The organism is Streptomyces sp. NPDC005485 (assembly GCF_040606085.1).
Classification (GTDB): Bacteria; Actinomycetota; Actinomycetes; order Streptomycetales; family Streptomycetaceae; genus Streptomyces.
This window is the reverse complement of sequence record NZ_JBEXDZ010000112.1, coordinates 1-25,980: the sequence shown is the minus strand read 5'-3', so window position 1 is coordinate 25,980 and position 25,980 is coordinate 1. Positions and strand designations below refer to the sequence as shown.

Annotated in this window: 20 protein-coding genes; 16 read left to right on the top strand and 4 right to left on the bottom strand. The window is 67.1% G+C overall.

The genetic code is table 11. The features are described 5' to 3' along the window. The first annotated feature begins 119 nt into the window (after window positions 1-119). The 14 genes from rplK to ABZS97_RS30505 all read left to right on the top strand — a co-directional run bounded on the left by rplK (window position 120) and on the right by ABZS97_RS30505 (window position 22,179). Complete coding sequence (rplK, locus tag ABZS97_RS30570; protein WP_030359033.1) at window positions 120-554, top strand: 50S ribosomal protein L11; 435 nt, start codon at window positions 120-122, stop codon at window positions 552-554. A 79-nt stretch (window positions 555-633) separates the two neighbouring features. Then, entirely contained in the window at window positions 634-1,359 is a 726-nt protein-coding gene (gene rplA, locus ABZS97_RS30565) for a 50S ribosomal protein L1 (protein WP_356142816.1), read from the top strand. A gap of 206 nt (window positions 1,360-1,565) precedes the next feature. Continuing rightward, a complete protein-coding gene (locus tag ABZS97_RS30560) occupies window positions 1,566-2,504 on the top strand; it encodes a hypothetical protein (protein ID WP_356142814.1) in 939 nt (312 codons plus the stop codon). A gap of 127 nt (window positions 2,505-2,631) precedes the next feature. Further along, the gene (locus ABZS97_RS30555; RefSeq protein WP_356142812.1) at window positions 2,632-3,528 is read left to right on the top strand and encodes a DUF1396 domain-containing protein; all 897 of its coding nucleotides are present in this window, start codon (window positions 2,632-2,634) and stop codon (window positions 3,526-3,528) included. Between the two features lie 307 nt (window positions 3,529-3,835). Next, window positions 3,836-4,366, top strand: a complete 531-nt coding sequence (gene rplJ, locus ABZS97_RS30550; protein WP_356142810.1) for a 50S ribosomal protein L10 — start codon at window positions 3,836-3,838, stop codon at window positions 4,364-4,366. Window positions 4,367-4,476: 110 nt separating this feature from the next. Continuing rightward, window positions 4,477-4,860 carry a 50S ribosomal protein L7/L12 gene (gene rplL / locus ABZS97_RS30545; protein ID WP_356142808.1) on the top strand — a complete coding sequence of 128 codons (384 nt, stop codon included), beginning with the start codon at window positions 4,477-4,479 and terminating at the stop codon, window positions 4,858-4,860. 627 nt (window positions 4,861-5,487) lie between these two features. Further along, entirely contained in the window at window positions 5,488-8,973 is a 3,486-nt protein-coding gene (gene rpoB / locus ABZS97_RS30540; RefSeq protein ID WP_356142806.1) for a DNA-directed RNA polymerase subunit beta, read from the top strand. Between the two features lie 100 nt (window positions 8,974-9,073). After that, window positions 9,074-12,973: a DNA-directed RNA polymerase subunit beta' gene (locus tag ABZS97_RS30535; protein ID WP_356142804.1), complete on the top strand. Its 3,900-nt coding sequence runs from the start codon at window positions 9,074-9,076 to the stop codon at window positions 12,971-12,973. A 478-nt stretch (window positions 12,974-13,451) separates the two neighbouring features. After that, the gene (gene rpsL / locus ABZS97_RS30530) at window positions 13,452-13,823 is read left to right on the top strand and encodes a 30S ribosomal protein S12 (protein ID WP_003948652.1); all 372 of its coding nucleotides are present in this window, start codon (window positions 13,452-13,454) and stop codon (window positions 13,821-13,823) included. A 2-nt stretch (window positions 13,824-13,825) separates the two neighbouring features. Then, on the top strand, window positions 13,826-14,296 hold the full coding sequence (rpsG, locus tag ABZS97_RS30525) for a 30S ribosomal protein S7 (protein ID WP_081218873.1): 471 nt from the start codon (window positions 13,826-13,828) through the stop codon (window positions 14,294-14,296). Window positions 14,297-14,335: 39 nt separating this feature from the next. Next, complete coding sequence (gene fusA / locus ABZS97_RS30520; protein WP_356142801.1) at window positions 14,336-16,465, top strand: elongation factor G; 2,130 nt, start codon at window positions 14,336-14,338, stop codon at window positions 16,463-16,465. Window positions 16,466-16,607: 142 nt separating this feature from the next. Beyond that, complete coding sequence (gene tuf / locus ABZS97_RS30515) at window positions 16,608-17,801, top strand: elongation factor Tu (protein ID WP_356142799.1); 1,194 nt, start codon at window positions 16,608-16,610, stop codon at window positions 17,799-17,801. Between the two features lie 213 nt (window positions 17,802-18,014). Continuing rightward, window positions 18,015-21,071 (top strand): glycosyl hydrolase 115 family protein, encoded by a 3,057-nt coding sequence (locus ABZS97_RS30510; protein ID WP_356142797.1) that lies wholly within the window; start codon window positions 18,015-18,017, stop codon window positions 21,069-21,071. 91 nt (window positions 21,072-21,162) lie between these two features. Continuing rightward, complete coding sequence (locus ABZS97_RS30505) at window positions 21,163-22,179, top strand: endo-1,4-beta-xylanase (RefSeq protein WP_356142827.1); 1,017 nt, start codon at window positions 21,163-21,165, stop codon at window positions 22,177-22,179. Window positions 22,180-22,234: 55 nt separating this feature from the next. Here ABZS97_RS30505 and ABZS97_RS30500 read toward each other — a convergent pair whose 3' ends face one another. The 4 genes from ABZS97_RS30500 to ABZS97_RS30485 all read right to left on the bottom strand — a co-directional run bounded on the left by ABZS97_RS30500 (window position 22,235) and on the right by ABZS97_RS30485 (window position 24,496). Beyond that, entirely contained in the window at window positions 22,235-22,492 is a 258-nt protein-coding gene (locus tag ABZS97_RS30500) for a hypothetical protein (protein ID WP_356142796.1), read from the bottom strand. After that, a complete protein-coding gene (locus ABZS97_RS30495; RefSeq protein ID WP_356142794.1) occupies window positions 22,489-22,836 on the bottom strand; it encodes a hypothetical protein in 348 nt (115 codons plus the stop codon). Before ABZS97_RS30495 ends, ABZS97_RS30500 begins: the two co-directional genes overlap by 4 nt. 72 nt (window positions 22,837-22,908) lie before the next feature. Beyond that, entirely contained in the window at window positions 22,909-23,760 is an 852-nt protein-coding gene (locus tag ABZS97_RS30490) for a helix-turn-helix domain-containing protein (RefSeq protein WP_356142792.1), read from the bottom strand. Window positions 23,761-23,998: 238 nt separating this feature from the next. Continuing rightward, complete coding sequence (locus ABZS97_RS30485; RefSeq protein ID WP_356142790.1) at window positions 23,999-24,496, bottom strand: ATP-binding protein; 498 nt, start codon at window positions 24,494-24,496, stop codon at window positions 23,999-24,001. A 136-nt stretch (window positions 24,497-24,632) separates the two neighbouring features. Between ABZS97_RS30485 and ABZS97_RS30480 the strand changes: the two genes are divergently transcribed. Both ABZS97_RS30480 and ABZS97_RS30475 read left to right on the top strand, forming a co-directional pair. Further along, a complete protein-coding gene (locus ABZS97_RS30480; protein WP_356142788.1) occupies window positions 24,633-25,481 on the top strand; it encodes a helix-turn-helix transcriptional regulator in 849 nt (282 codons plus the stop codon). After that, entirely contained in the window at window positions 25,478-25,729 is a 252-nt protein-coding gene (locus ABZS97_RS30475; RefSeq protein ID WP_356142786.1) for a DUF397 domain-containing protein, read from the top strand. Before ABZS97_RS30480 ends, ABZS97_RS30475 begins: the two co-directional genes overlap by 4 nt. Window positions 25,730-25,980: the final 251 nt, after the last annotated feature.

Below are 25,980 nucleotides of genomic sequence, written 5' to 3'. Positions count from 1 at the left end.
GTCTGACCTGCTCGGTTTTTGGCCGCGCGGGGATACCCGTTATCGTTGTGCGGTATGCCTCCATCCGGATGATCCGGATCGGTCGGCTGAAAACTCTCACTAGGACCCGGAGAGAGCACATGCCTCCCAAGAAGAAGAAGGTCACGGGGCTCATCAAGCTCCAGATCCAGGCCGGCGCGGCCAACCCGGCTCCGCCGGTCGGCCCCGCGCTGGGTCAGCACGGCGTCAACATCATGGAGTTCTGCAAGGCCTACAACGCCGCGACCGAGTCGCAGCGCGGTTGGGTCATCCCGGTGGAGATCACGGTCTACGAAGACCGCTCCTTCACCTTCATCACCAAGACTCCGCCGGCCGCGAAGATGATCCTCAAGGCCGCGGGTGTGGAGAAGGGCTCCGGCGAGCCGCACAAGACCAAGGTCGCCAAGATCACCCAGGCGCAGGTCCGCGAGATCGCCACGACCAAGATGCCCGACCTCAACGCCAACGACCTGGACGCCGCGTCGAAGATCATCGCCGGCACCGCCCGTTCCATGGGCATCACGGTCGAGGGCTGACCTTCACCCCCGTACGCATGAACCGTGGAAGGGCCTGCTCGGTCCGAACCACGACTCCTCAGAACACACAGGAGCAGCAGTGAGCAAGCGCAGCAAGTCTCTCCGCGCTGCGGACGCCAAGGTCGACCGGGACAAGCTCTACGCCCCGCTCGAGGCCGTCCGTCTCGCCAAGGAGACCTCCACCTCCAAGTTCGACGGCACCGTCGAGGTCGCCTTCCGCCTGGGTGTCGACCCGCGCAAGGCCGACCAGATGGTCCGTGGCACCGTGAACCTCCCGCACGGCACCGGTAAGACCGCCCGGGTCCTGGTCTTCGCGACCGGTGACCGTGCCGAGGCCGCGACCGCCGCGGGCGCCGACATCGTCGGCTCCGACGAGCTGATCGACGAGGTGGCGAAGGGCCGTCTGGACTTCGACGCCGTCGTCGCCACCCCGGACCTCATGGGCAAGGTCGGCCGCCTCGGCCGTGTCCTCGGCCCGCGTGGTCTGATGCCGAACCCGAAGACGGGCACCGTGACCCCGGACGTGGCCAAGGCCGTGACCGAGATCAAGGGCGGCAAGATCGAGTTCCGCGTCGACAAGCACTCGAACCTGCACTTCATCATCGGCAAGGTGTCCTTCGACGACACCCAGCTGGTGGAGAACTACGGCGCCGCGCTCGACGAGATCCTTCGTCTGAAGCCGTCGGCCGCCAAGGGTCGCTACATCAAGAAGGCCGCGATCAGCACCACGATCGGCCCCGGCATTCCGATCGACTCGAACCGCACCCGCAACCTCCTCGTCGAGGAGGACCCGGCCGCCGTCTGAGCCTCCCGCTCACGGTGACCGCGTTGCATACGCGTTCTTGGCACGGGCCCCGCAACCTTTCGAGGTGCGGGGCCCGTCCCCTTTCCTGGAACTTCGTTCCTGAACTGCCCGGAGCTGCCCGGAACTTCCCGGAACAGATTTCGGGTGCCAGTGTCAGTGGCCTGGGTTAGCGTGCAGATCACAGGATTCGCATAGGGGTGGGACGTATGAAGAGCACAACCGTGCGCCGCGTGGGCCTTGCTGTAGCGGCGGTGACCGCGCTGAGCGGGGTGGCCGCCTGCAACTCCTCGGACTCCGCCGGGAGTTCAAGCAGCTCCGGCAGCTCCGGCAGCTCCGGCAGTTCCGGTAAGGACGACAAGGCGGGGCACAAGGGCACGACGCACCTCAGCCCCATAGCGGCCCTGCGCTCGGCGGAGAAGTCCACCGACAAGGCCGACTCCGCCAAGGTCGAGTCCACCACGACGATGGGCACGCTGATGTCCATGAAGGCGGACGGCGCCCTCGGCTGGGCCGACGGCCTCACCGGCAACCTGACAATCACGTACACCGGCGGCCAGATGGCCGAGACGATGCGTCAGACGGGCAGCACCAGCATGCAGGCCCGCTACCTGCCCGACGCGTACTACGCGAAGATGGGCGAGAAGTTCGCCCAGCAGGCCGGCGGCAAGCACTGGATCAGGTACGGATACGACGACCTCGCCAAGCTCGCCGGCGGCTCGGGCGCGTACCTCAAGGACCAGATGCAGAACACCACGCCGAACCAGTCGGTGAAGCTCCTGCTCGCCTCCGGTGACGTGAAGAAGGTCGGCGACGAGCAGGTGCGCGGCGAGAGCACCACGCACTACTCGGGCAAGGTGAACGTGGCGGACCTCGCCACCAAGAACTCCAACCTCACCGAGAGCCAGCTGGCCGACCTGAAGAAGCAGCTCACCCAGGCCGGTGTCACCACGGAGACGGTCGACATCTGGGTCAACGGTGACGACCTGCTGGTCAAGAAGGTCGAGAAGGGCGAGCTCGCGAGCGGGACGATGTCCTCGACCGCGTACTACAGCGACTACGGAGTGAAGGTCTCCGCCGAGGAGCCCCCGGCCGGCGACACCGCCGACTTCAAGGAACTGATGAAGTCGCAGGGCGCCACCTCCTGAGGTACTTGAGGGCCGCCGAGGCCTCCGGGGCTCCTGAGGCGCCGGGAACTCGGAAGACCACGTGAATCCCCCTGAGTTACGCTCACGGCAAGTCTGTGAATCGCTCATCAGTTCCTTGGGGGGAATCATGATGTTCTCTGTACGCGACACCGCCCTGCGCAGGGCCACGGGCGCGGCGCTCGCCGCGCTGCTCCTCGCCGGAGGCACCGCCGCCTGTACGTCGTCCTCGGACGGCGACACGAAGGCGAAGGGCGGCGCGAAGGACGAGTCCCCGCGCATGGAGCCAGCCGCGGCCGTGGCGAAGGCCGCGAAGAACACAAAGGACATCACCTCCCTGCACTACCGGCTGGTCGGCACGGTCCCGGAGCAAGGCCGCGTCAAGGCCGAGGCGTCGATGCGGATGAAGCCCACGGTCGCCATGAGCATGAAGATGTCGGCGCTCGACCAGGGCGCGGACGGCACGGCGGAGATCCGGCTCGTCAACAAGGCCATGTACATCGGCGGGGGCGCGGCGGCCGCCAAGCAGATGCAGGGCAAGCACTGGATCAAGCTCGACATGTCCGCGCTGGGCAAGGACGCCATGGGCGGCGAGTCCCTGGGCGCCGGCGCCGGACAGGCCGACCAGAACCCGGCCCAGGAGTCCACCTTCCTCACCGGTGCCAAGGACGTGAAGAAGGTCGGCACCGAGACCGTCGACGGCGTGAAGACCACCCGCTACACGGGGACGGTCACCCTCGCCGACCTCCGCGCCTCCCTCAAGGACGAGGACAAGGCCACTCGGGAGAAGCGCGAGAAGAGCCTCGACCAGTACACGAAGATGGGCGTCGAGAAGCTCACCATGGACATGTGGGTCGACGGGGACGACCACACCAAGCAGTTCAGCATGAAGGGCGCCGCCGACAAGGGCACGCTCGACATGACCTTCACCTTCCTCGACTACAACAAGCCGGTGACGGTGAAGGCCCCGGCCGCGAGCGACACCATGGACCTGGCGCAGATGATGAAGGACGCCCAGAACAGCTGAGCGATCCGGCTGCGCAGCGGCCGCGCGTCGAGCAGCCTCCGGGCGGATTTGCCTGACGCGCGACCGTTCACGTACTCTTCCGAGGAAGCCAAAGACCGCTGGTCGTTGCCGTGCGCTCGCAAGAGGGTGTGGTGACCGAAGGATCCGCTGGATTGCGGACGACCCGCGCAGGTGACTGTGGATGAACTCCCGGAATTCGTATGCGAATGCCCGGTCGAGTCACGCCCCGTGCGCCTGCGCCGGGGCGTTTCGTTTTCCCCAGCCCCTTCTGAGCGGTCCTCATCACCCGGAAGGAGGCCGACGCTCTATGGCAAGGCCCGACAAGGCTGCCGCGGTAGCCGAGCTGACGGAGCAGTTCCGCAGCTCGAACGCCGCCGTGCTGACCGAGTACCGGGGTCTCACCGTGTCGCAGCTCAAGACGCTGCGTCGTTCGCTCGGTGAGAACGCCCAGTACGCCGTGGTGAAGAACACGCTGACCAAGATTGCGGCCAACGAGGCCGGGATCTCGACGCTCGACGACCTGTTCAACGGTCCGACGGCGGTCGCCTTCATCACCGGTGACCCGGTGGTGTCGGCGAAGGGTCTTCGTGACTTCGCCAAGGACAACCCGAACCTCGTCATCAAGGGCGGTGTCCTTGACGGCAAGGCGCTGTCCGCCGACGAGATCAAGAAGCTTGCGGACCTCGAGTCCCGCGAGGTTCTGCTCAGCAAGCTGGCCGGTGCGTTCAAGGGCAAGCAGTCCCAGGCTGCCTCGCTCTTCCAGGCGCTCCCGTCGAAGTTCGTCCGCACCGCGGAGGCGCTTCGGGTCAAGCTCGCCGAGCAGGGCGGTGCCGAGTAATTCGGCTCGCGCATTGACCGCCGCCTGAGGCGACGGTCGCAGCGGGCCGAACGTACGCCCGCCTCACATGTACATCGGCACCAGCCGAATTAGCGGAAGGACCCGCCATCATGGCGAAGCTCAGCCAGGAAGACCTGCTCGCCCAGTTCGAGGAGATGACCCTCATCGAGCTCTCCGAGTTCGTGAAGGCCTTCGAGGAGAAGTTCGACGTCACCGCCGCCGCGGCCGTCGCCGTTGCCGGCCCCGCCGGCCCGGGCGCCGTTGCCGAGGCCGTCGAGGAGCAGGACGAGTTCGACGTCATCCTCACGGGTGCCGGCGAGAAGAAGATCCAGGTCATCAAGGTCGTGCGTGAGCTGACCTCGCTGGGCCTGAAGGAGGCCAAGGACCTCGTCGACGGCGCTCCGAAGCCCGTCCTCGAGAAGGTCGCCAAGGAGGCCGCTGAGAAGGCCGCCGAGTCCCTCAAGGGCGCCGGCGCCTCCGTCGAGGTCAAGTAACACCTCGCGGTCCGCGACGGACCGCTCGCGAGCCGCACAGCCACTTCCGCAGAGGCTGTAACGCTGACGCACCGAGGAGCGATCACCCAACTGGGTGGTCGCTCTTCGGCGTTCCAGGGGGTACCCGAAGCGGCTGCCTTGCACAGTCGGTCGCGACGAGTATGGTGATCTTCGTTGTGCCTCCGGCCGCCCTGGTGACGGGCTGCAAGACAAGCTGCACGTGACGTTCACGGCACTCGGTTTGGGTAGGGGGGCCTTGACGAACCGCACGCAGCGCGCAATTCTCAGGACGCGTCGTCACAACGATCCGGATCCGAGGCATGGATCGGCGACGAAGAGGGCAGTATCGATGTGCATTGAGGGCGTGGCTTGCCGCAGGTGTTGAGTACGACGAGGGTCTCAAAAAATGGGGACTGGACATCAGTGGGCCTAGTGGCTACACTGACCCTTTGCGCTGCCTGTTAGCTGCCTCCTGCCCGTCACCAGGGGCAAGCCCTCGCTTGAGCACTGACGATTGGACCATCCCTGACCTGGCCGTTCTCGGCTGATTCAGGAAAGGCCTGTGTCTGTGTTCCGGCTGGGACCGGTACGCGCGTAGTGAGTCCGAGCCCTCGGAAGGACCCCCTCTTGGCCGCCTCGCGCACTGCCTCGACCGCGAATACGAACAACGGCGCCAGCACCGCCCCGCTGCGCATCTCCTTTGCAAAGATCAAGGAGCCCCTCGAGGTTCCGAACCTTCTTGCGCTGCAAACCGAGAGCTTCGACTGGCTGCTCGGAAACGAAGCGTGGAAGGCTCGTGTCGAGGCGGCTCTGGACAGTGGACAGGACGTCCCCACCAAGTCCGGTCTGGAGGAGATCTTCGAGGAGATCTCTCCGATCGAGGACTTCTCCGGGTCGATGTCCCTCACGTTCCGGGATCACCGCTTCGAGCCCCCCAAGAACTCCATCGACGAGTGCAAGGACCGCGACTTCACGTACGCGGCCCCGCTCTTCGTCACCGCTGAGTTCACCAACAACGAGACCGGCGAGATCAAGTCCCAGACGGTCTTCATGGGCGACTTCCCGCTCATGACCAACAAGGGCACCTTCGTCATCAACGGCACCGAGCGTGTCGTCGTGTCGCAGCTGGTCCGCTCGCCGGGTGTCTACTTCGACTCCTCCATCGACAAGACGTCCGACAAGGACATCTTCTCCGCCAAGGTCATCCCCTCGCGTGGTGCCTGGCTGGAGATGGAGATCGACAAGCGCGACATGGTCGGTGTCCGCATCGACCGCAAGCGCAAGCAGTCCGTCACCGTTCTCCTGAAGGCTCTCGGTTGGACGACCGAGCAGATCCTGGAGGAGTTCGGCGAGTACGAGTCCATGCGCGCCACCCTGGAGAAGGACCACACCCAGGGCCAGGACGACGCGCTGCTCGACATCTACCGCAAGCTGCGTCCGGGCGAGCCGCCGACCCGTGAGGCCGCGCAGACGCTTCTTGAGAACCTCTACTTCAACCCCAAGCGCTACGACCTCGCGAAGGTCGGCCGCTACAAGGTGAACAAGAAGCTGGCCGGGGAAGCCCCCCTGGACGCCGGGATCCTGACCGTCGAGGACATCATCGCGACGATCAAGTACCTGGTGAAGCTGCACGCCGGTGAGACCGAGACCGTTGGCGACAACGGCACGTCGATCGTCGTCGAGACCGACGACATCGACCACTTCGGCAACCGTCGTCTGCGCAACGTCGGCGAGCTCATCCAGAACCAGGTCCGTACGGGTCTGGCTCGTATGGAGCGCGTCGTGCGTGAGCGCATGACGACCCAGGACGTCGAGGCGATCACGCCGCAGACCCTGATCAACATCCGGCCGGTCGTCGCCTCCATCAAGGAGTTCTTCGGCACCAGCCAGCTGTCGCAGTTCATGGACCAGAACAACCCGCTGTCGGGTCTCACCCACAAGCGCCGCCTGTCGGCGCTCGGCCCGGGTGGTCTCTCCCGTGAGCGGGCCGGCTTCGAGGTCCGTGACGTGCACCCGTCCCACTACGGACGCATGTGCCCGATCGAGACCCCTGAAGGCCCGAACATCGGTCTGATCGGTTCGCTCGCCTCCTACGGCCGCGTCAACGCGTTCGGCTTCGTCGAGACGCCGTACCGCAAGGTCACCGGCGGCGTCGTCACCGACGAGGTCGACTACCTGACGGCCGACGAAGAGGACCGATTCGTCATCGCGCAGGCCAACGCGCCGCTCAGTGACGAGTTCCGCTTCGAGGAGTCCCGCGTCCTGGTCCGCCGTCGTGGCGGAGAGGTCGACTACGTCCCCGGTGACGACGTCGACTACATGGACGTCTCGCCGCGCCAGATGGTGTCGGTCGCGACCGCCATGATTCCGTTCCTGGAGCACGACGACGCCAACCGTGCCCTCATGGGCGCGAACATGATGCGTCAGGCCGTGCCGCTGATCAAGTCCGAGGCGCCGCTCGTCGGCACCGGCATGGAGTACCGCTGCGCGGTCGACGCCGGTGACGTCCTGAAGTCGGAGAAGGACGGTGTGGTCCAGGAGGTCTCCGCGGACTACATCACCACCGCCAACGACGACGGCACGTACACCACGTACCGCCTGCACAAGTTCTCCCGCTCGAACCAGGGCACCTCCGTCAACCAGAAGGTTGTCGTGGACGAGGGCGCCCGCGTGATCGAGGGCCAGGTCCTGGCCGACGGTCCCGCGACCGAGAACGGCGAGATGGCGCTCGGCAAGAACCTGCTCGTGGCGTTCATGCCGTGGGAGGGTCACAACTACGAGGACGCGATCATCCTGTCGCAGCGCCTCGTACAGGACGACGTCCTCTCCTCGATCCACATCGAGGAGCACGAGGTCGACGCCCGTGACACCAAGCTCGGCCCCGAGGAGATCACCCGGGACATCCCGAACGTCTCCGAGGAGGTCCTCGCCGACCTCGACGAGCGCGGCATCATCCGCATCGGTGCCGAGGTCGTCGCCGGTGACATCCTCGTCGGCAAGGTCACGCCCAAGGGTGAGACCGAGCTGACGCCGGAGGAGCGCCTGCTGCGCGCGATCTTCGGTGAGAAGGCCCGCGAGGTCCGCGACACCTCCCTGAAGGTCCCGCACGGCGAGATCGGCAAGGTCATCGGTGTCCGCGTCTTCGACCGCGAGGAGGGCGACGAGCTTCCCCCCGGTGTGAACCAGCTGGTGCGCGTGTACGTGGCGCAGAAGCGCAAGATCACCGACGGTGACAAGCTCGCCGGCCGTCACGGCAACAAGGGCGTCATCTCGAAGATCCTGCCGATCGAGGACATGCCGTTCCTGGAGGACGGCACCCCGGTCGACATCATCCTCAACCCGCTGGGCGTCCCGTCCCGAATGAACCCGGGACAGGTCCTGGAGATCCACCTCGGTTGGCTCGCCAGCCGCGGCTGGGACGTCTCCGGGCTCGGCGAGGAGTGGGCGCAGCGCCTGCAGGCCATCGGTGCCGACCAGGTCGTCCCGGGCACCAACGTCGCCACCCCCGTCTTCGACGGTGCGCGTGAGGACGAGCTCGCCGGTCTCTTCGAGCACACGCTGCCGAACCGCGACGGAAGCCGCATGGTCCTCCCGTCCGGCAAGGCGCCGCTGTTCGACGGCCGCTCGGGTGAGCCCTTCCCGGAGCCGGTCTCGGTCGGCTACATGTACATCCTCAAGCTGCACCACCTGGTCGACGACAAGCTGCACGCCCGTTCGACCGGTCCGTACTCGATGATCACCCAGCAGCCGCTGGGTGGTAAGGCCCAGTTCGGTGGCCAGCGATTCGGTGAGATGGAGGTGTGGGCGCTGGAGGCTTATGGCGCCGCGTACGCCCTCCAGGAGCTGCTGACCATCAAGTCCGACGACGTCACCGGCCGCGTGAAGGTCTACGAGGCCATCGTCAAGGGCGAGAACATCCCCGAGCCCGGCATCCCCGAGTCCTTCAAGGTGCTCATCAAGGAGATGCAGTCCCTGTGCCTCAACGTGGAGGTGCTGTCCTCGGACGGCATGTCCATCGAGATGCGCGACACCGACGAGGACGTCTTCCGCGCTGCGGAGGAGCTTGGCATCGACCTGTCCCGGCGCGAGCCGAGCAGCGTCGAAGAGGTCTGACGGGAGTCCGGTACGGGGGCTCAGCGATGAGCCCCCGGCCGGCCCCAGGACCCCCGTTTCAGACCCCATGACTTACAACCCTGAGAGGGATTGACGCATAGTGCTCGACGTCAACTTCTTCGATGAGCTCCGGATCGGTCTGGCCACCGCTGACGACATCCGTCAGTGGAGCCACGGCGAGGTCAAGAAGCCAGAGACCATCAACTACCGCACCCTCAAGCCCGAAAAGGACGGACTCTTCTGCGAGAAGATCTTCGGTCCGACCCGGGACTGGGAGTGCTACTGCGGCAAGTACAAGCGTGTCCGGTTCAAGGGCATCATCTGTGAGCGCTGCGGCGTCGAGGTCACTCGCGCCAAGGTGCGTCGTGAGCGGATGGGCCACATCGAACTGGCCGCCCCCGTCACGCACATCTGGTACTTCAAGGGCGTTCCGTCGCGCCTGGGTTACCTGCTCGACCTCGCCCCGAAGGACCTCGAGAAGGTCATCTACTTCGCGGCGTACATGATCACGTTCGTCGACGACGAGCGCCGTACGCGTGACCTGCCCTCGCTGGAGGCGCACGTCTCCGTCGAGCGTCAGCAGATCGAGAACCGTCGCGACTCCGACCTGGAGGCGCGCGCCAAGAAGCTCGAGACCGACCTGGCCGAGCTCGAGGCCGAGGGCGCCAAGGCCGACGTACGCCGCAAGGTGCGCGAAGGTGCCGAGCGTGAGATGAAGCAGCTGCGTGACCGTGCGCAGCGCGAGATCGACCGTCTCGACGAGGTGTGGACGCGCTTCAAGAACCTCAAGGTCCAGGACCTCGAAGGTGACGAGCTGCTCTACCGCGAGCTGCGCGACCGCTTCGGCACGTACTTCGACGGTTCGATGGGTGCCGCGGCGCTGCAGAAGCGCCTGGAGTCCTTCGACCTCGAGGAGGAGGCCGAGCGTCTCCGCGAGATCATCCGTACCGGCAAGGGCCAGAAGAAGACCCGTGCGCTCAAGCGCCTCAAGGTCGTCTCCGCGTTCCTGCAGACCAGCAACAGCCCCAAGGGCATGGTGCTCGACTGCGTGCCGGTCATCCCGCCGGACCTTCGCCCGATGGTGCAGCTGGACGGTGGCCGCTTCGCGACCTCCGACCTGAACGACCTGTACCGCCGTGTGATCAACCGCAACAACCGCCTGAAGCGGCTTCTCGACCTCGGTGCGCCCGAGATCATCGTGAACAACGAGAAGCGCATGCTCCAGGAGGCGGTCGACGCCCTCTTCGACAACGGCCGTCGTGGTCGCCCGGTCACGGGCCCCGGCAACCGTCCGCTGAAGTCCCTCAGCGACATGCTGAAGGGCAAGCAGGGTCGTTTCCGTCAGAACCTGCTCGGCAAGCGTGTGGACTACTCCGCGCGTTCCGTCATCGTCGTCGGTCCGCAGCTGAAGCTGCACCAGTGCGGTCTGCCCAAGGCCATGGCGCTGGAGCTCTTCAAGCCGTTCGTGATGAAGCGCCTGGTCGACCTGAACCACGCGCAGAACATCAAGAGCGCCAAGCGGATGGTCGAGCGCGGCCGCACGGTCGTGTACGACGTCCTCGAAGAGGTCATCGCCGAGCACCCGGTTCTGCTGAACCGTGCGCCCACGCTGCACCGCCTCGGCATCCAGGCCTTCGAGCCCCAGCTGGTCGAGGGCAAGGCCATCCAGATCCACCCGCTCGTCTGCACCGCGTTCAACGCGGACTTCGACGGTGACCAGATGGCCGTGCACCTGCCGCTCTCCGCGGAGGCGCAGGCCGAGGCCCGCATCCTGATGCTGTCCTCGAACAACATCCTCAAGCCCGCCGACGGCCGTCCGGTCACGATGCCGACCCAGGACATGGTCCTCGGTCTGTTCTTCCTGACCACCGACGGTGACCTGCGGGGCGTCAAGGGCGAGGAGCGTTCCTTCTCGTCCGTGGCCGAGGCGATCATGGCGTTCGACGCCGGCGAGCTCTCGCTGCAGTCGCGCGTGGACATCCGCTTCCCGGTGGGCACCATCCCGCCGCGCGGCTGGACCCCGCCGGCGCAGGAGGAGGGCGAGCCGGAGTGGCAGCAGGGTGACACCTTCCGCCTGCGGACGACCCTGGGCCGCGCGCTCTTCAACGAGCTGCTGCCCGAGGACTACCCGTTCGTCGACTACGAGGTCGGCAAGAAGCAGCTCTCCGAGATCGTCAACGACCTCGCCGAGCGCTACCCCAAGGTCATCGTGGCGGCGACGCTCGACAACCTGAAGGCGGCCGGCTTCTTCTGGGCGACCCGTTCCGGCGTGACCGTGGCCATCTCCGACATCGTCGTCCCCGACGCGAAGAAGGCGATCGTCAAGGGTTACGAGGACCAGGACGAGAAGGTCCAGAAGCAGTACGAGCGCGGTCTGATCACCAAGGAAGAGCGCACGCAGGAGCTCATCGCGATCTGGACCAAGGCGACCAACGAGGTTGCCGAGGCGATGAACGCGAACTTCCCGAAGACCAACCCGGTCTCGATGATGGTCAACTCGGGCGCCCGCGGAAACATGATGCAGATGCGTCAGATCGCCGGTATGCGTGGTCTGGTGTCGAACGCCAAGAACGAGACGATCCCGCGTCCCATCAAGGCGTCCTTCCGTGAGGGCCTGTCCGTCCTCGAGTACTTCATCTCGACGCACGGTGCCCGTAAGGGTCTGGCCGACACCGCCCTGCGTACCGCCGACTCGGGTTACCTGACCCGTCGTCTGGTGGACGTCTCGCAGGACGTCATCATCCGCGAGGAGGACTGCGGCACCGAGCGCGGTCTGAAGCTGCGGATCGCCGAGCGCGGCGCCGACGGCGTGCTGCGCAAGGCGGACGACGTCGAGACCAGCGTCTACGCCCGCATGCTCGCCGAGGACGTCGTCATCGACGGCAAGGTGATCGCGCCGGCCAACGTGGACCTCGGCGACGTGCTCATTGACCAGCTGGTGCACCACGGTGTCGAGGAGGTCAAGACCCGTTCGATCCTGACCTGCGAGTCCCAGGTCGGCACCTGTGCCATGTGCTACGGCCGCTCGCTGGCCACCGGCAAGCTGGTCGACATCGGTGAGGCGGTCGGCATCATCGCCGCCCAGTCCATCGGTGAGCCCGGTACCCAGCTGACGATGCGTACCTTCCACACCGGTGGTGTGGCCGGTGACGACATCACCCAGGGTCTGCCCCGTGTCGTCGAGCTCTTCGAGGCTCGTACGCCGAAGGGTGTCGCCCCGATCTCCGAGGCCTCCGGCCGCGTGCGGATCGAGGAGACCGAGAAGACCAAGAAGCTCGTGGTCACCCCGGACGACGGCAGCGACGAGACGGCGTTCCCGATCTCGAAGCGTGCCCGGGTCCTGGTGTCCGAGGGCGAGCACGTCGAGGTGGGCCAGAAGCTCACCGTGGGTGCCACCAACCCGCACGACGTGCTGCGCATCCTGGGTCAGCGTGCCGTCCAGGTCCACCTGGTCGGCGAGGTCCAGAAGGTCTACAACTCGCAGGGTGTGTCGATCCACGACAAGCACATCGAGATCATCATCCGGCAGATGCTGCGCCGTGTGACGATCATCGAGTCGGGTGACGCGGAGCTGCTGCCCGGCGAGCTGGTCGAGCGTTCGAAGTTCGAGGTCGAGAACCGTCGCGTGGTGCAGGAAGGCGGCCACCCGGCCTCCGGCCGCCCGCAGCTGATGGGTATCACCAAGGCTTCGCTCGCCACCGAGTCGTGGCTGTCGGCGGCGTCCTTCCAGGAGACGACCAGGGTTCTGACGGACGCGGCGATCAACGCCAAGTCCGACTCCCTGATCGGCCTCAAGGAGAACGTCATCATCGGTAAGCTCATCCCGGCCGGTACGGGCCTGTCCCGCTACCGCAACATCCGGGTCGAGCCGACCGAGGAGGCCAAGGCCGCGATGTACTCGGCCGTCGGCTACGACGACATCGACTACTCGCCGTTCGGCACCGGCTCCGGCCAGGCCGTTCCGCTGGAGGACTACGACTACGGTCCGTACAACCAGTAAGGCGTACGTCTGTGGGCGGGCGGCCATCCCTTCGGGGGTGGCCGCCCGTCGGCGTTGTGGGCAAGGGCGGATGTGCAGGCGCCTGAGGGCCGGTCGGGCGCTCTCCGGTCCCGGTGGGGGCGGGGAGGGTGTCCGAGGGCGTCCGAGGCCGTTCAGGGGCAGCTCAGCGCCGTGGGCCGGACCGCCCGGGAGGGCGTTGCGGCGGTGTGGCGAACGTGTGGCGGACCCGGCGTGTCCTGCGCGAAGGCATTTGTTTTGACCGGAGTGGATGCGATAGGTACGCTCAGACCTTGTGCCTGGGGTGTGCCCTGGCTCCCGTGCGTGCCTTCAACCGCACAGGGGGAGTCGTAAGCGGCCACCGTAATCTGCGCCCCTCTCGCCTTGCGGCGAGAGTCCGCGGCTTCGACACACCCGACCGCGTGGGTCGGCGACGTTCCAGGTTAGCTTCACCATTCGGCACACAGAAACCGGAGAAGTAGTGCCTACGATCCAGCAGCTGGTCCGGAAGGGCCGGCAGGACAAGGTCGAGAAGAACAAGACGCCCGCACTCGAGGGTTCGCCCCAGCGTCGCGGTGTCTGCACGCGTGTGTTCACGACCACCCCGAAGAAGCCGAACTCGGCCCTGCGTAAGGTCGCGCGTGTGCGTCTGACCAGTGGGATCGAGGTCACCGCTTACATTCCGGGTGAGGGACACAACCTGCAGGAGCACTCGATCGTGCTCGTGCGCGGCGGCCGTGTGAAGGACCTGCCCGGTGTTCGCTACAAGATCATCCGCGGTTCGCTCGACACCCAGGGTGTCAAGAACCGCAAGCAGGCCCGCAGCCGCTACGGCGCCAAGAAGGAGAAGTAGAAATGCCTCGTAAGGGCCCCGCCCCGAAGCGCCCGGTCATCATCGACCCGGTCTACGGTTCCCCTCTGGTGACCTCCCTCATCAACAAGGTGCTGCTCAACGGCAAGCGCTCCACCGCCGAGCGCATCGTGTACGGCGCCATGGAGGGCCTGCGCGAGAAGACCGGCAACGACCCGGTCATCACGCTGAAGCGCGCTCTGGAGAACATCAAGCCGACCCTCGAGGTCAAGTCCCGCCGCGTCGGCGGTGCGACGTACCAGGTGCCGATCGAGGTCAAGCCCGGTCGCGCCAGCACGCTCGCGCTGCGTTGGCTCGTCGGTTACTCCCGCGCCCGTCGCGAGAAGACCATGACCGAGCGTCTGCTCAACGAACTTCTCGACGCCTCCAACGGCCTTGGTGCCGCTGTGAAGAAGCGTGAGGACACCCACAAGATGGCCGAGTCCAACAAGGCCTTCGCGCACTACCGCTGGTAGTCGTAACCCACATCGAGACCGAGAGAAGACCGAAGCCTTATGGCTACCACTTCACTTGACCTGGCCAAGGTCCGCAACATCGGGATCATGGCTCACATCGACGCGGGCAAGACGACCACCACCGAGCGGATCCTCTTCTACACCGGCGTCAGCTACAAGATCGGTGAAGTCCACGACGGCGCCGCCACGATGGACTGGATGGAGCAGGAGCAGGAGCGTGGCATCACGATCACCTCTGCTGCCACCACCTGTCACTGGCCGCTTGAGGACGACGACTACACGATCAACATCATCGACACCCCCGGGCACGTCGACTTCACGGTCGAGGTGGAGCGTTCGCTCCGCGTCCTCGACGGTGCCGTCACGGTGTTCGACGGTGTCGCGGGTGTAGAGCCGCAGTCCGAAACGGTGTGGCGTCAGGCCAACCGTTACGGCGTGCCGCGCATCTGCTTCGTGAACAAGCTTGACCGCACCGGCGCCGAGTTCCACCGCTGCGTGGACATGATCAAGGACCGGCTTGGCGCCGTTCCGATCATCATGCAGCTTCCGATCGGTGCCGAGATGGACTTCAAGGGCGTTGTGGACCTGGTCCGCATGAAGGCGCTCGTGTGGTCCGCCGAGGCGGAGAAGGGCGAGATGTACGACGTAGTCGACATCCCGTCCACGCACGCCGAGGCTGCCGAGGAGTACCGCGGCATGCTGGTCGAGACCGTCGCGGAGCACGACGACGAGATCATGGAGCTGTTCCTGGAGGGCCAGGAGCCCACCGAGGAGCAGCTTTACGCCGCGATCCGTCGCGTCACCATCGCGTCCGGCAAGTCCGACGGCGTCACGGTCACCCCGGTGTTCTGTGGCACCGCGTTCAAGAACAAGGGCGTCCAGCCCCTGCTCGACGCGGTCGTGCGCTACCTGCCGACCCCCCTGGACGTCGAGGCCATCGAGGGCCACGACGTCAAGGACCCCGAGGTCGTCGTCAAGCGCAAGCCGTCCGTGGACGAGCCGCTGTCCGCGCTCGCGTTCAAGATCATGCGCGACCCGCACCTCGGCAAGCTCACCTTCGTCCGGGTTTACTCGGGCCGCCTGGAGGCCGGCACTGCGGTGCTGAACTCCGTCAAGGGCAAGAAGGAGCGCATCGGCAAGATCTACCGCATGCACGCGAACAAGCGTGAGGAGATCGAGTCGGTGGGCGCCGGCGACATCGTCGCCGTGATGGGCCTGAAGCAGACCACCACAGGTGAGACGCTGTCCGACGACAAGAACCCGGTCATCCTGGAGTCCATGGACTTCCCGGCGCCGGTCATTCAGGTCGCCATCGAGCCCAAGTCCAAGGGTGACCAGGAGAAGCTGGGTGTCGCCATCCAGAGTCTCGCGGAGGAGGACCCCTCCTTCCACGTTCACTCGGACGAGGAGACCGGCCAGACCATCCTCGGTGGTATGGGCGAGCTGCACCTCGAGGTGCTGGTCGACCGTATGAAGCGCGAGTTCAAGGTCGAGGCCAACGTCGGCAAGCCGCAGGTCGCTTACCGTGAGACGATCCGCAAGGCCGTCGAGCGTCACGACTACACCCACAAGAAGCAGACCGGTGGTACCGGTCAGTTCGCCAAGGTGCAGATCGCGATCGAGCCGATCCTCGAGGCCGACGGTCCGGCGTACGAGTTCGTGAACAAGGTCACCGGTGGCCGCATCCCGAGGGAGTACATCCCCTCGGTCGACGCGGGTGCGCAGGAAGCCATGCAGTTCGGCATCCTCGCGGGCTACGAGATGACTGGCGTCCGCGTCATTCTTCTCGACGGTGGCTACCACGAGGTCGACTCCTCGGAGCTCGCCTTCAAGATCGCCGGATCGCAGGCCTTCAAGGAGGCCGCGCGCAAGGCGTCGCCCGTTCTGCTCGAGCCGATGATGGCCGTTGAGGTCACCACGCCCGAGGAGTCCATGGGTGATGTCATCGGTGACATCAACTCCCGCCGTGGCCAGATCCAGGCCATGGAGGAGCGTCACGGCGCTCGCCTCGTGAAGGGCCTCGTGCCCCTCTCGGAGATGTTCGGCTACGTCGGCGACCTCCGCAGCAAGACCTCGGGTCGCGCAAGCTACTCGATGCAGTTCGACTCCTACGCCGAGGTTCCCCGGAACGTCGCCGAGGAGATCATCGCGAAGGCCAAGGGCGAGTAACACACCCGTCTACACGCTTTAGGCTTGACACCGACCGCCGGGGCTCATCCGGTAAGGGAGAACCCCGGCGGGCGGCATCCCAGCAAAGATCACCTGGCGCCGATGAGTAAGGCGTACCAGAACCACTCCACAGGAGGACCCAGTGGCGAAGGCGAAGTTCGAGCGGACTAAGCCGCACGTCAACATCGGCACCATCGGTCACATCGACCACGGTAAGACGACCCTCACGGCCGCCATTACCAAGGTGCTGCACGACGCGTACCCGGACCTGAACGAGGCCTCGGCCTTCGACCAGATCGACAAGGCTCCTGAGGAGCGCCAGCGCGGTATCACGATCTCGATCGCGCACGTCGAGTACCAGACGGAGACGCGTCACTACGCCCACGTCGACTGCCCCGGTCACGCGGACTACATCAAGAACATGATCACGGGTGCCGCGCAGATGGACGGCGCGATCCTCGTGGTTGCCGCCACCGACGGCCCGATGCCGCAGACCAAGGAGCACGTGCTCCTGGCCCGCCAGGTCGGCGTTCCCTACATCGTTGTCGCCCTGAACAAGGCCGACATGGTGGACGACGAGGAGATCCTGGAGCTCGTCGAGCTCGAGGTTCGTGAGCTCCTCTCCGAGTACGAGTTCCCGGGCGACGACCTGCCGGTCGTCAAGGTCTCGGCGCTCAAGGCGCTCGAGGGCGACAAGGAGTGGGGCCAGTCGGTCCTGAACCTGATGGCCGCCGTCGACGAGGCGATCCCGCAGCCCGAGCGTGACGTCGACAAGCCGTTCCTGATGCCGATCGAGGACGTCTTCACGATCACCGGTCGTGGCACGGTCGTCACCGGCCGCATCGAGCGTGGTGTCCTCAAGGTCAACGAGACCGTTGACATCGTGGGCATCAAGCAGGAGAAGACCACCACCACGGTCACCGGCATCGAGATGTTCCGCAAGCTGCTCGACGAGGGCCAGGCCGGTGAGAACGTCGGTCTGCTCCTCCGTGGCATCAAGCGCGAGGACGTCGAGCGCGGCCAGGTCATCATCAAGCCCGGTTCGGTCACGCCGCACACCGAGTTCGAGGCCCAGGCCTACATCCTGTCCAAGGACGAGGGTGGCCGCCACACGCCGTTCTTCAACAACTACCGTCCGCAGTTCTACTTCCGTACGACGGACGTGACGGGCGTTGTGACCCTCCCCGAGGGCACCGAGATGGTCATGCCGGGTGACAACACCTCCATGACCGTCAACCTCATCCAGCCTGTCGCGATGGAAGAGGGCCTGAAGTTCGCCATCCGTGAGGGTGGCCGGACCGTGGGCGCCGGCCAGGTCGTCAGCATCGTCAAGTAATTTGACGCTCGCATGACCTGGTAGCTCCTTCAAGAGCACCTGGAAGGGCCCGTACGACTTCGGTCGTACGGGCCCTTTCGCTGTTTACCCGGCCCCCGGGCGGGCTGCCGGGCGCCTCCGAAACTATTCGACGCTGCCGACCCATTCCCCCCAGGGACCCCTCCCTCCACTATTTGTCATGCCGCTGAGCAAATTCATGTGGAGGGGTGCGTCATGTCTGGGTACGTCAGCCGTAGGGCCGTTCTCGGGGCGGGTGCGGGGGTGGGGCTTGCCGCGCTGCCGATGCTGTCCGGGACCGCGTCGGCCGCCGCTCGCTCCACGGATCCGGGCGCGTACATCTCGTTCACCGGCGGCGCCTTCTCGCTCGTGGGAGCGCCGGTCGTGGTCAGCCCCGAGGATCACCCGGGAGTCGTACGGGTGGCGGGCGACCTCCGCGACGACATCGAGCGCGTCACGGGCGTACGCCCCGGGGACACCGTGGCGCGTGAGGTCGTCCTCGTCGGCACCATCGGCCGCAGCCCGCTGATCGACGGCCTGATCGCCGCGAAGAAGCTGGACGTCAGCGGTGTGCGCGGCAGGTGGGAGACCTCGCTGCAGACCGTCGTGGAGCGCCCGATGCCGGGTGTGGAGCGGGCGTTCGTCGTCGCGGGCAGCGATCCGCGCGGGACGATCTTCGGGGCGTACGACGTCTCGTACGGCATCGGGGTCTCGCCCTGGTACTGGTGGGACGACGTGGCGCCGGTGCGGCGGGACGCGGTGTACGTGCGGGCCGGGCGCTTCAGCCAGGGCACGCCGGCCGTGAAGTACCGGGGCGTCTTCGTCAACGACGAGAACCCGGCGCTGGGGACCTGGGCGCCCGCGTTCTTCGGGCCCGGAAAGGCCCCGGGCTTCGCCGGCGGCTTCAATGCCGACTTCTACGGACGCGTCTTCGAGGTCCTGCTGCGGCTCAAGGCGAACTACCTGTGGCCGGCCGTGTGGGGCCGGGCCTTCGCGGAGGACGACCCGGAGAACCACGCGCGTGCCAAGGAGTACGGGATTGTCATGGGCACGTCCCATGAGGCGCCCATGATGCGGGGCATCGAGGAGTGGAACCGGCACGCGGTTCCGGCCGTGCGGGACAGCAGCGGGGCGATCGTGACCCCCGGCCATGACCCGTACGGCGGAACGGGGGAGTGGTCGTTCCGCCGCAACGCCGACGCGATCAAGGCGTACTGGCGCGACGGCATCCGGCGCATGGTCGACCAGGACTTCGAGGGCGTCGTCACGCTCGGGATGCGCGGGAACGGCGACACCAGCCTGCCGGACGGCGACGGCGTCGAGCTGATGCGGGAGATCATCGACACGCAGCGGGGGATCCTCAAGGAGGTCACCGGGCGCGATCCGGCCGAGATCCCGCAGGTGTGGACGCTCTACAAGGAGGTCCAGCGGTACTGGGACCGGGGGCTGCGCGCGCCGGACGACGTGACCGTCGTACTGACGGACGACAACTGGGGCAACATCCGCAAGCACCCGGACCCCGCCGAGCCGCCGCGCGCGGGCGGTCACGGGCTGTACTACCACTTCGACTACGTGGGCGTCGGCCGCAACTACAAGTGGGTCGACACCACCTCCCTGCCGAACCTCTGGGACCAGCTCCACCAGGCCCACGCGTACGGCAACCACGGGCTGTGGGTGGTGAACGTCGGCGACCTCAAGGGGAACGAACTGCCGACGCAGTTCTTCATGGACTACGCCTGGAATCCCGGGCGCTGGGACCTCAAGGACATCCCTTCATGGGAGCAGCAGTACGCCCGGCAGAACTTCGGCGCGGCACAGGCGAAGGCGATCGCCGACGTACTGGCGACGTACGGGCAGCTCCAGTCGCGCCGAAAGCCCGAGCTGCTCAACCGCCGTATCACGCTCGCCGGTTCGGAGGTCGTGTACGACGACCAGGCGACGCCCTTCTACGGACGGGAGCTGGAGCGGGTCACGGACGACTGGCGGCGGCTGGCGAAGGCCGCGGAGCGGATCGGGAAGCGGCTGCCGGCCGCGGCCCAGGACGCCTGGTACGAGCTGGTCGGCTACGAGGTCCAGGCGACCGCCAACGTGTACGTGCTGCGGGAGGCCGAGTTCACCAACCTGCGGTACGCGGCGCAGGGCAGGGCGGCGACGAACGACCTGGCGGCTGCCGCGGAAGCCGGTCTGGAACGGGACCTCGCGTTCGCCGACCGCTTCAACTCCCAGGTGGCGGGCGGCAAATGGCGAGGTTTCCAGACGCAGCCGCACATCGACTACGGGGACGTGGAGCGCTACGGCCCGAACGCGCCGTGGCAGCAGCCGGAGCGCAACAACGTCGCTCTGCCGGACGTCCTCTTCCCCGCGGTCAAGCGGATCGACGTGCCGTCGGGGGCCGAGCTGGGGGTGGCGGTCGACGGCTCGGAGGGGTGGTGGCCGCATGCGCAGGGCGCCGCCGCGCTGCCGGTGCTCAGCCCTTACCGGACGGGCCCCGCGCCGTACATCGAGGTCTTCAACCGGGGCGGGACCCCCTTCGACTACCGGATCACGACCTCCGTGCCGTGGCTCGCCGTGGACCGCGCCAGGGGCCGGGTCGACCGGGAGGTGCGCGCGACGGTGAGCGTGGACTGGTCGCGGGCGCCGAGCGGCCGTACCGAGGCGGAGGTCACGGTGACGGGCGCGGGCAGGTCCGTCACGGTCACCGCGGTCGTCGACAACCCGTCGGCCCGGGGCCTGCGCGGCTTCGTCGAAGCGGGTGGACACGTCGCCGTGGACGCGGAGCACTACGCGAGCTCGGTGGGCGAGTGGCGGCGTCTGGACCGCATCGGCCGTACGGGCGCGGGGGTGACCCCGTGGCCGGTCACCGCGCCCCGCCGGACACCTGGCGCCGCGGCCTCCCCCCGCCTGGAGTACGAGGTCAGCGTGCTGACGCCGGGCGCGGCCACCGTCTGGGCGTACCTGTCCCCCCGTAACCCGGCGCTCCCGACGGGCGGCCTGCGCTACGCGGTCTCCTTCGACGACGCCGCCCCGCAGACCGTCGACATCCACGCGGCCACGGGCGCCGACGACGGCCTGATGAACACGAAGTGGGCACGCAACACGTCGGACAACGTCAACGTGACGTCGACGCGGCACGAGATCGGCCGCGCGGGCGTGCACCGACTGAAGTTCTGGATGGTCGACCCGACCGTCGTGCTGCAGCGCCTGGTGATCGACACGGGTGGGCTGACGCCGACGTATCTGGGGCCGCCGGAGAGCGGCCGAGCCGGCCACTGACCCCCTCGCACCCCCTTCCGTACCCATAGAGAGAAAAGGACCGCACATGAAGCACTTCCGCATGCCCGCGACCGTCTTGTTGAGCGCGGCGATGCTGGTGGCCGGCGCACAGTCGGCCTCCGCGCGCCCCGTCCACGACGCCTCGCTGCGGGCGCTCGCCGACCGGGCGGATGTCCGCATCGGCACCGCGGTGGACATGACGGCGCTCGCCGACGAGACGGACTACCGGCGTACGACGGCGAGCGAGTTCAACTCGGTGACGGCGGAGAACGTCATGAAGTGGGAGTCGGTGGAGCCGGAGCGGGGGACGTACGACTGGTCGAAGGCGGACGAGCTCGTGGCCTTCGCCCGGGCCCACGGCCAGGCCGTACGCGGCCACACGCTGCTCTGGCACAACCAGCTCCCCGCCTGGCTGACGGCGGGTGTGGCGGACGGCTCCATCGACGCGAAGGAACTGCGCGGCATCCTGCACAAGCACGTCACGGCGGAGGTCAGCCACTTCAAGGGCAGGATCTACCAGTGGGACGTGGTCAACGAGGTCTTCAACGACGACGGTTCGCTGCGGGACTCGCTCTGGCTGCAGAAGCTGGGCCCCTCCTACATAGCCGACACGTTCCGCTGGGCCCACGCCGCCGACCCGAAGGCGAAGCTCTTCCTCAACGACTACAACGTGGAGGGCGTCAACGCTAAGTCCACGGCGTACTACGAGCTGGCCCGCGATCTCCGGAAACAGGGCGTTCCCGTCCAGGGGTTCGGAATCCAGGGCCACTTGAGCATTCAGTACGGCTTCCCGGGCGACGTCTCCGACAACGTCGCCCGCTTCGCCAAGCTGGGCATGCAGACGGCCTTCACGGAGGTCGACGTCCGCATGGCCCTGCCGGTCGACTCCGAGAAGCTCGCGAAGCAGGCGACGTACTTCCGCGGCCTCCTCGACGCCTGCCTCGGCTCGCGCAGCTGCAAGTCGTTCACGGTGTGGGGCTTCACGGACAAGCACTCGTGGGTACCGGGCGTCTTCACGGGTGAGGGGGCGGCGACGCTGCTGGACGAGGAGTACGCGCAGAAGCCGGCGTATGTGGCTGTGGGGGAGGGGCTGCGGGAGGGGCGCTGAGCCCTAGGCGGTGCCTCTGGAGGCCCAGGGGGAGCGGCGGGGAGGTTGAGGACGTTCAGAAGCCCAAATACGTGATCTGGACGACGTAGACACCTTCGCTGCGCACGACGACCTGGTAGGTGAACATGCCGCCGGGGACGATGATGTCGCCGCCCCGCGGGTCGGTTCCCTCGTGGGCCCGCCCGTGGAGGTGGACGGCTTCGGCAGCTCTGACCAGCTCCTCGGCCTTTCGCTCCACCCTGGCAAGGAAGTCGGCGGGAGCATTGCGGGCGGCGTCCTGCGCGCCGAAGGCGTACTCCCACTTCCAGCTCAAGCGCGGACCGCCTGCATGGCTTCGTCCAGGACGGTGCTCAACCTCCGGAGGGCTTCCCCTGCGATGGCCGGGTCCTTGTGCTCGAGGTTGCTCAACGCGTCGGCGTGACGCGCGGACAGCTCGGGGCGGCGGGCGATTTCGATCTCTCTGGCCCAGATCAGGACCCAGCTCTGAACAGGACTCAGGGACTGCCACTCGACCGCCTTGGCGAAGGCCTCGTCCTTCTGCGCCTGCATCTCCTCCAAGCGGCCGGGGGCGACGACGGCGAGGGCCGCGCGCAGCGCGTCGGGGGTCTGTTCGGGGCGAGGGATCAGCTCGTGTCCGTGGTCGGACCCTGTGCGCATGGTGGCCTCCAAGGGTGCCCCGGTCAGGGTATCCGGCCATGGGGGGCACAGCCCGGTATCGGTGATGCGCGCTCATGCTGCGGCCTCCATGAGGTCGGTTCGGCAGTCGCGGCAGCGGCCGCCGGACTGGAGGGAACGGAAGGCGCGGTCGCAGCCGTCGCAGTTCTGGAAGGGGTGCGGGCGGGGCGGGGGTGGTGGTGTCGGGGCGGGGAGGAGTTCGGTGAGGCGGTGGGCGAGGAGGCCTGCCGGGCGGCGCAGGGGTTCGTGGGGGAGGTCCGACGCCAGGGTGCGGCGTACGGCTTCGGCGGTGGCGCCGCGCTCCAGCCAAGCTTCGACGGCCGGGGCCAGACGGCGTACGTCGCGGTCCGCGAGGAGCAGGCGGGGGTCGTCGCGGTGCAGGGTCGCGAGGAGGGCGGTGGCTGTGCGGTGGCGGGGGAGGTCGGGGGTGGGGGGTTCGGGGAGTGGGGGTCGTGGGTCGCGATCGGGGGGCGTTTCCGCAGGTGGGGGTGGGGGTGGGGGTTGTGGTGCTGCGGGTGTGGGCTTGCTCTTGGGCACGGGCTCCTGGACCTCGCGGCCTCTCGGCTGGTTGTACGACACCGTGTGCGTGACCACCCGGCCGCTCGGCAGGCGCTCCCTGGTGCGGGACAGGTAACCGTGCGCCTCCAGTTCCCGCAGGGCCGCCGCGATACGGGTCTCGCCCTCGGGGAAGCGGGCGGCGAGCGTCTTGATGCCGACGTGGGCCCGGGCGGGCAGCGACTGGATGTGGAGGGCGAGGCCGATCGCGGTGAGGGACAGCTCGCGGTGCTGGGCGAGGTCGTTGCCCACGACCGTGTAGCGGGTGGTGAAGCGGACGTTCACGTGGGTGATGCCCCGCGGATTCAGGGGCTGGGCGCACGGGGGCGCGCTAGGGTTCTGCTTATCCATCGGGAAGCTCCTACTTCCTCGGTGGTCAGGCCCTCGATCGGGATGCCAGTCCCGGCCGGGGGCCGTCGCATGTCTGCGGTGTGGGTGTGGTGTGCAGACCGGTGTATGTGGTTGTCGCGGCGAGCATATGCCCACGAACTGGCCGGAAAGCCAGCCGAGTTGGCGAACGTCACCCGTGCGGGTGACGGGCGGCGGCGGGGAGGTTGGTGGGGTTGGGTGGGGGATTTCTCCGGGGGATTTAGAGCTTTGATGTCGTGCCGGGCCGCGTCACGGCGCACCGGGACGGGACGGGCCGCGATCCGGTGGATACGACGGCGACGGCCAGCTCCGCCCAGACCGTCTTGCGCGGCGCCGGTCCCGACGAGACGCCCCAGCGGTCGGCCAGCGCGTCCACGAGGACCAGGCCCCGACCCGATTCACCCTCGGCGGGCGCTGGTTGGACCCGGGGCAGCAGGTCACTCCGCGTGTCCGTCACCTCGATGCGGAGGGTGCCGCCGACGACGTACAGCGTGAGCCGGAAGTCGCGGCCCGGGATACGGCCATGGGTCGCCGCGTTGGCCGCCAGCTCGGCCACGATCTGCGACGCCTTCTCCAACGGGAGTTCCCAGGTACGGAGTTGCTCCGTCGCGAGCAGCCGGGCGAGGCGGGCGCCGCGTGGCGTGGGGGACAGCAGCACGCTGAAGTTGCGGATGGTGTCGCCCAGTTGGGACGGGAGTCCGACGGTCTCTTGATTCATGTCACTCAGCGTGGCGGACCGTGCTTGTGTTGACCTGCGATGACGCCGGTGCGTACCGGGACTGTCTCGGTGTTGTCCCGCCCTGTCTCGGCTGTCTCGGGTGTCGCGGGGGTACGGGTGCGCGTTGGAGGTGGGCATGAGTGGTGAGGGCGTGGACGAGGCGGGCTGGGATGTCGAACCCGGGGACGAGAGTGCGCCACTGGTGGAGGCTGTCGGCCGCCTGGTCAGGTTCTGCCGGGAGGCAGCCGGGATGCGCGTGGCCGACTTCAGCGAGGCCATGGGGTACGGCGAGGACATGATCCGCAAGATCGAGCGGGGGGCGCGGATTCCCAGGCCGGAGTTCCTGGACCGGGCGGACCAGGTCCTGGACTCGGGCGGGCATCTGCGGGCGTTCAGGGAGGACGTGGAGAGGGCGCGGTATCCGAAGAAGGTGCGGGAGCTGGCGCAGCTGGAGGCGCGCGCGGTTGAGCTGTTGCTGTACAGCAACCACAACATCCATGGCCTGCTGCAGACGGAGGAGTACGCGAAGGCGTTGTTCGAGACGAGGCAGCCGGCGCTTACATCCAGTGAGGTGGAGCGCGAGGTCGCTGCACGCATTGCCCGGAAGTGCATTTTCGATCGGGCGCTCGCTCCGGCACTGAGCTTCATCCAGGAGGAGGTGACGCTGAGGCGACCGATCGGAGGGACAATGGTGCTGCGCCGACAGCTCGAACACCTGCTGGAGGTTGGGCAGTTGCGGAACGTCTCGATCCAAGTCATGCCGACCAATCGAGAGGACCATGCCGGAATGCAGGGTCTGATCGAGGTACTGAAGTTCGGCGACGGTACGGCCGTCGGTCGCTCCGAAGGCGCGTTCAACGCCCGCCCGGTCTCGAACCCGAAGGACCTTCGGATCCTTGAACTGCGGTATGGCATGATCCGGGCCCAGGCTCTCACCCCGAGGGAGTCGCTGGCCTTCATCGAGCAAGTGCTGGGAGAACTATGACCGCCCCGGAACTCCGCTGGTTCAAGAGCAGCTACAGCGACAGCAGCAACAGCAGTGAGTGCGTCGAAGCGGCGTTGGAGTGGTTCAAAAGCAGCTACAGCAGCAGCAGCGAGCCCGGCGACTGCGTCGAGATAGCCACCACCCCCGCCACCATCCACATCCGCGACTCCAAGAACACCCACGGCCCCCACCTCACCTTCGCCCCCACCACATGGGCCGACTTCGTGACGTACGCCTCCGGGAACTGACCGCCCGGCCGGCCGCGTCCTCCGCCCTGTAAATTCGCTGGTGCGTACGGGCACTGGCGATGAGGGCGTGACGGGGGTTGCGGCGTGGCGGGGAATCGGCCGGGGGACTGGCACGTTCTGGACCTGGACAAGGATCCGACGCCGGGTGATCCGGACCGGGTGCGTCATCTGGCGAAGACGTTGCATGACTTCGCGGATGACGTGTCGGATGCGCTGCGCTCGGTGAAGTCGATGGCGGGTGAGGACGCGGT

Coding starts and splice junctions, on each gene's coding strand:
- ABZS97_RS30560 (WP_356142814.1), top strand. CDS start 1,566: ATGAAGAGCACAACCGTGCGCCGCGTGGGCCTTGCTGTAGCGGCGGTG.
- rpsG (WP_081218873.1), top strand. CDS start 13,826: ATGCCTCGTAAGGGCCCCGCCCCGAAGCGCCCGGTCATCATCGACCCG.
- ABZS97_RS30485 (WP_356142790.1), bottom strand. CDS start 24,496: ATGAATCAAGAGACCGTCGGACTCCCGTCCCAACTGGGCGACACCATC.
- rplK (WP_030359033.1), top strand. CDS start 120: ATGCCTCCCAAGAAGAAGAAGGTCACGGGGCTCATCAAGCTCCAGATC.
- ABZS97_RS30490 (WP_356142792.1), bottom strand. CDS start 23,760: ATGGATAAGCAGAACCCTAGCGCGCCCCCGTGCGCCCAGCCCCTGAAT.
- ABZS97_RS30475 (WP_356142786.1), top strand. CDS start 25,478: ATGACCGCCCCGGAACTCCGCTGGTTCAAGAGCAGCTACAGCGACAGC.
- ABZS97_RS30510 (WP_356142797.1), top strand. CDS start 18,015: ATGTCTGGGTACGTCAGCCGTAGGGCCGTTCTCGGGGCGGGTGCGGGG.
- ABZS97_RS30480 (WP_356142788.1), top strand. CDS start 24,633: ATGAGTGGTGAGGGCGTGGACGAGGCGGGCTGGGATGTCGAACCCGGG.
- ABZS97_RS30495 (WP_356142794.1), bottom strand. CDS start 22,836: ATGCGCACAGGGTCCGACCACGGACACGAGCTGATCCCTCGCCCCGAA.
- ABZS97_RS30505 (WP_356142827.1), top strand. CDS start 21,163: ATGCTGGTGGCCGGCGCACAGTCGGCCTCCGCGCGCCCCGTCCACGAC.
- ABZS97_RS30555 (WP_356142812.1), top strand. CDS start 2,632: ATGATGTTCTCTGTACGCGACACCGCCCTGCGCAGGGCCACGGGCGCG.
- rplJ (WP_356142810.1), top strand. CDS start 3,836: ATGGCAAGGCCCGACAAGGCTGCCGCGGTAGCCGAGCTGACGGAGCAG.
- fusA (WP_356142801.1), top strand. CDS start 14,336: ATGGCTACCACTTCACTTGACCTGGCCAAGGTCCGCAACATCGGGATC.
- rplL (WP_356142808.1), top strand. CDS start 4,477: ATGGCGAAGCTCAGCCAGGAAGACCTGCTCGCCCAGTTCGAGGAGATG.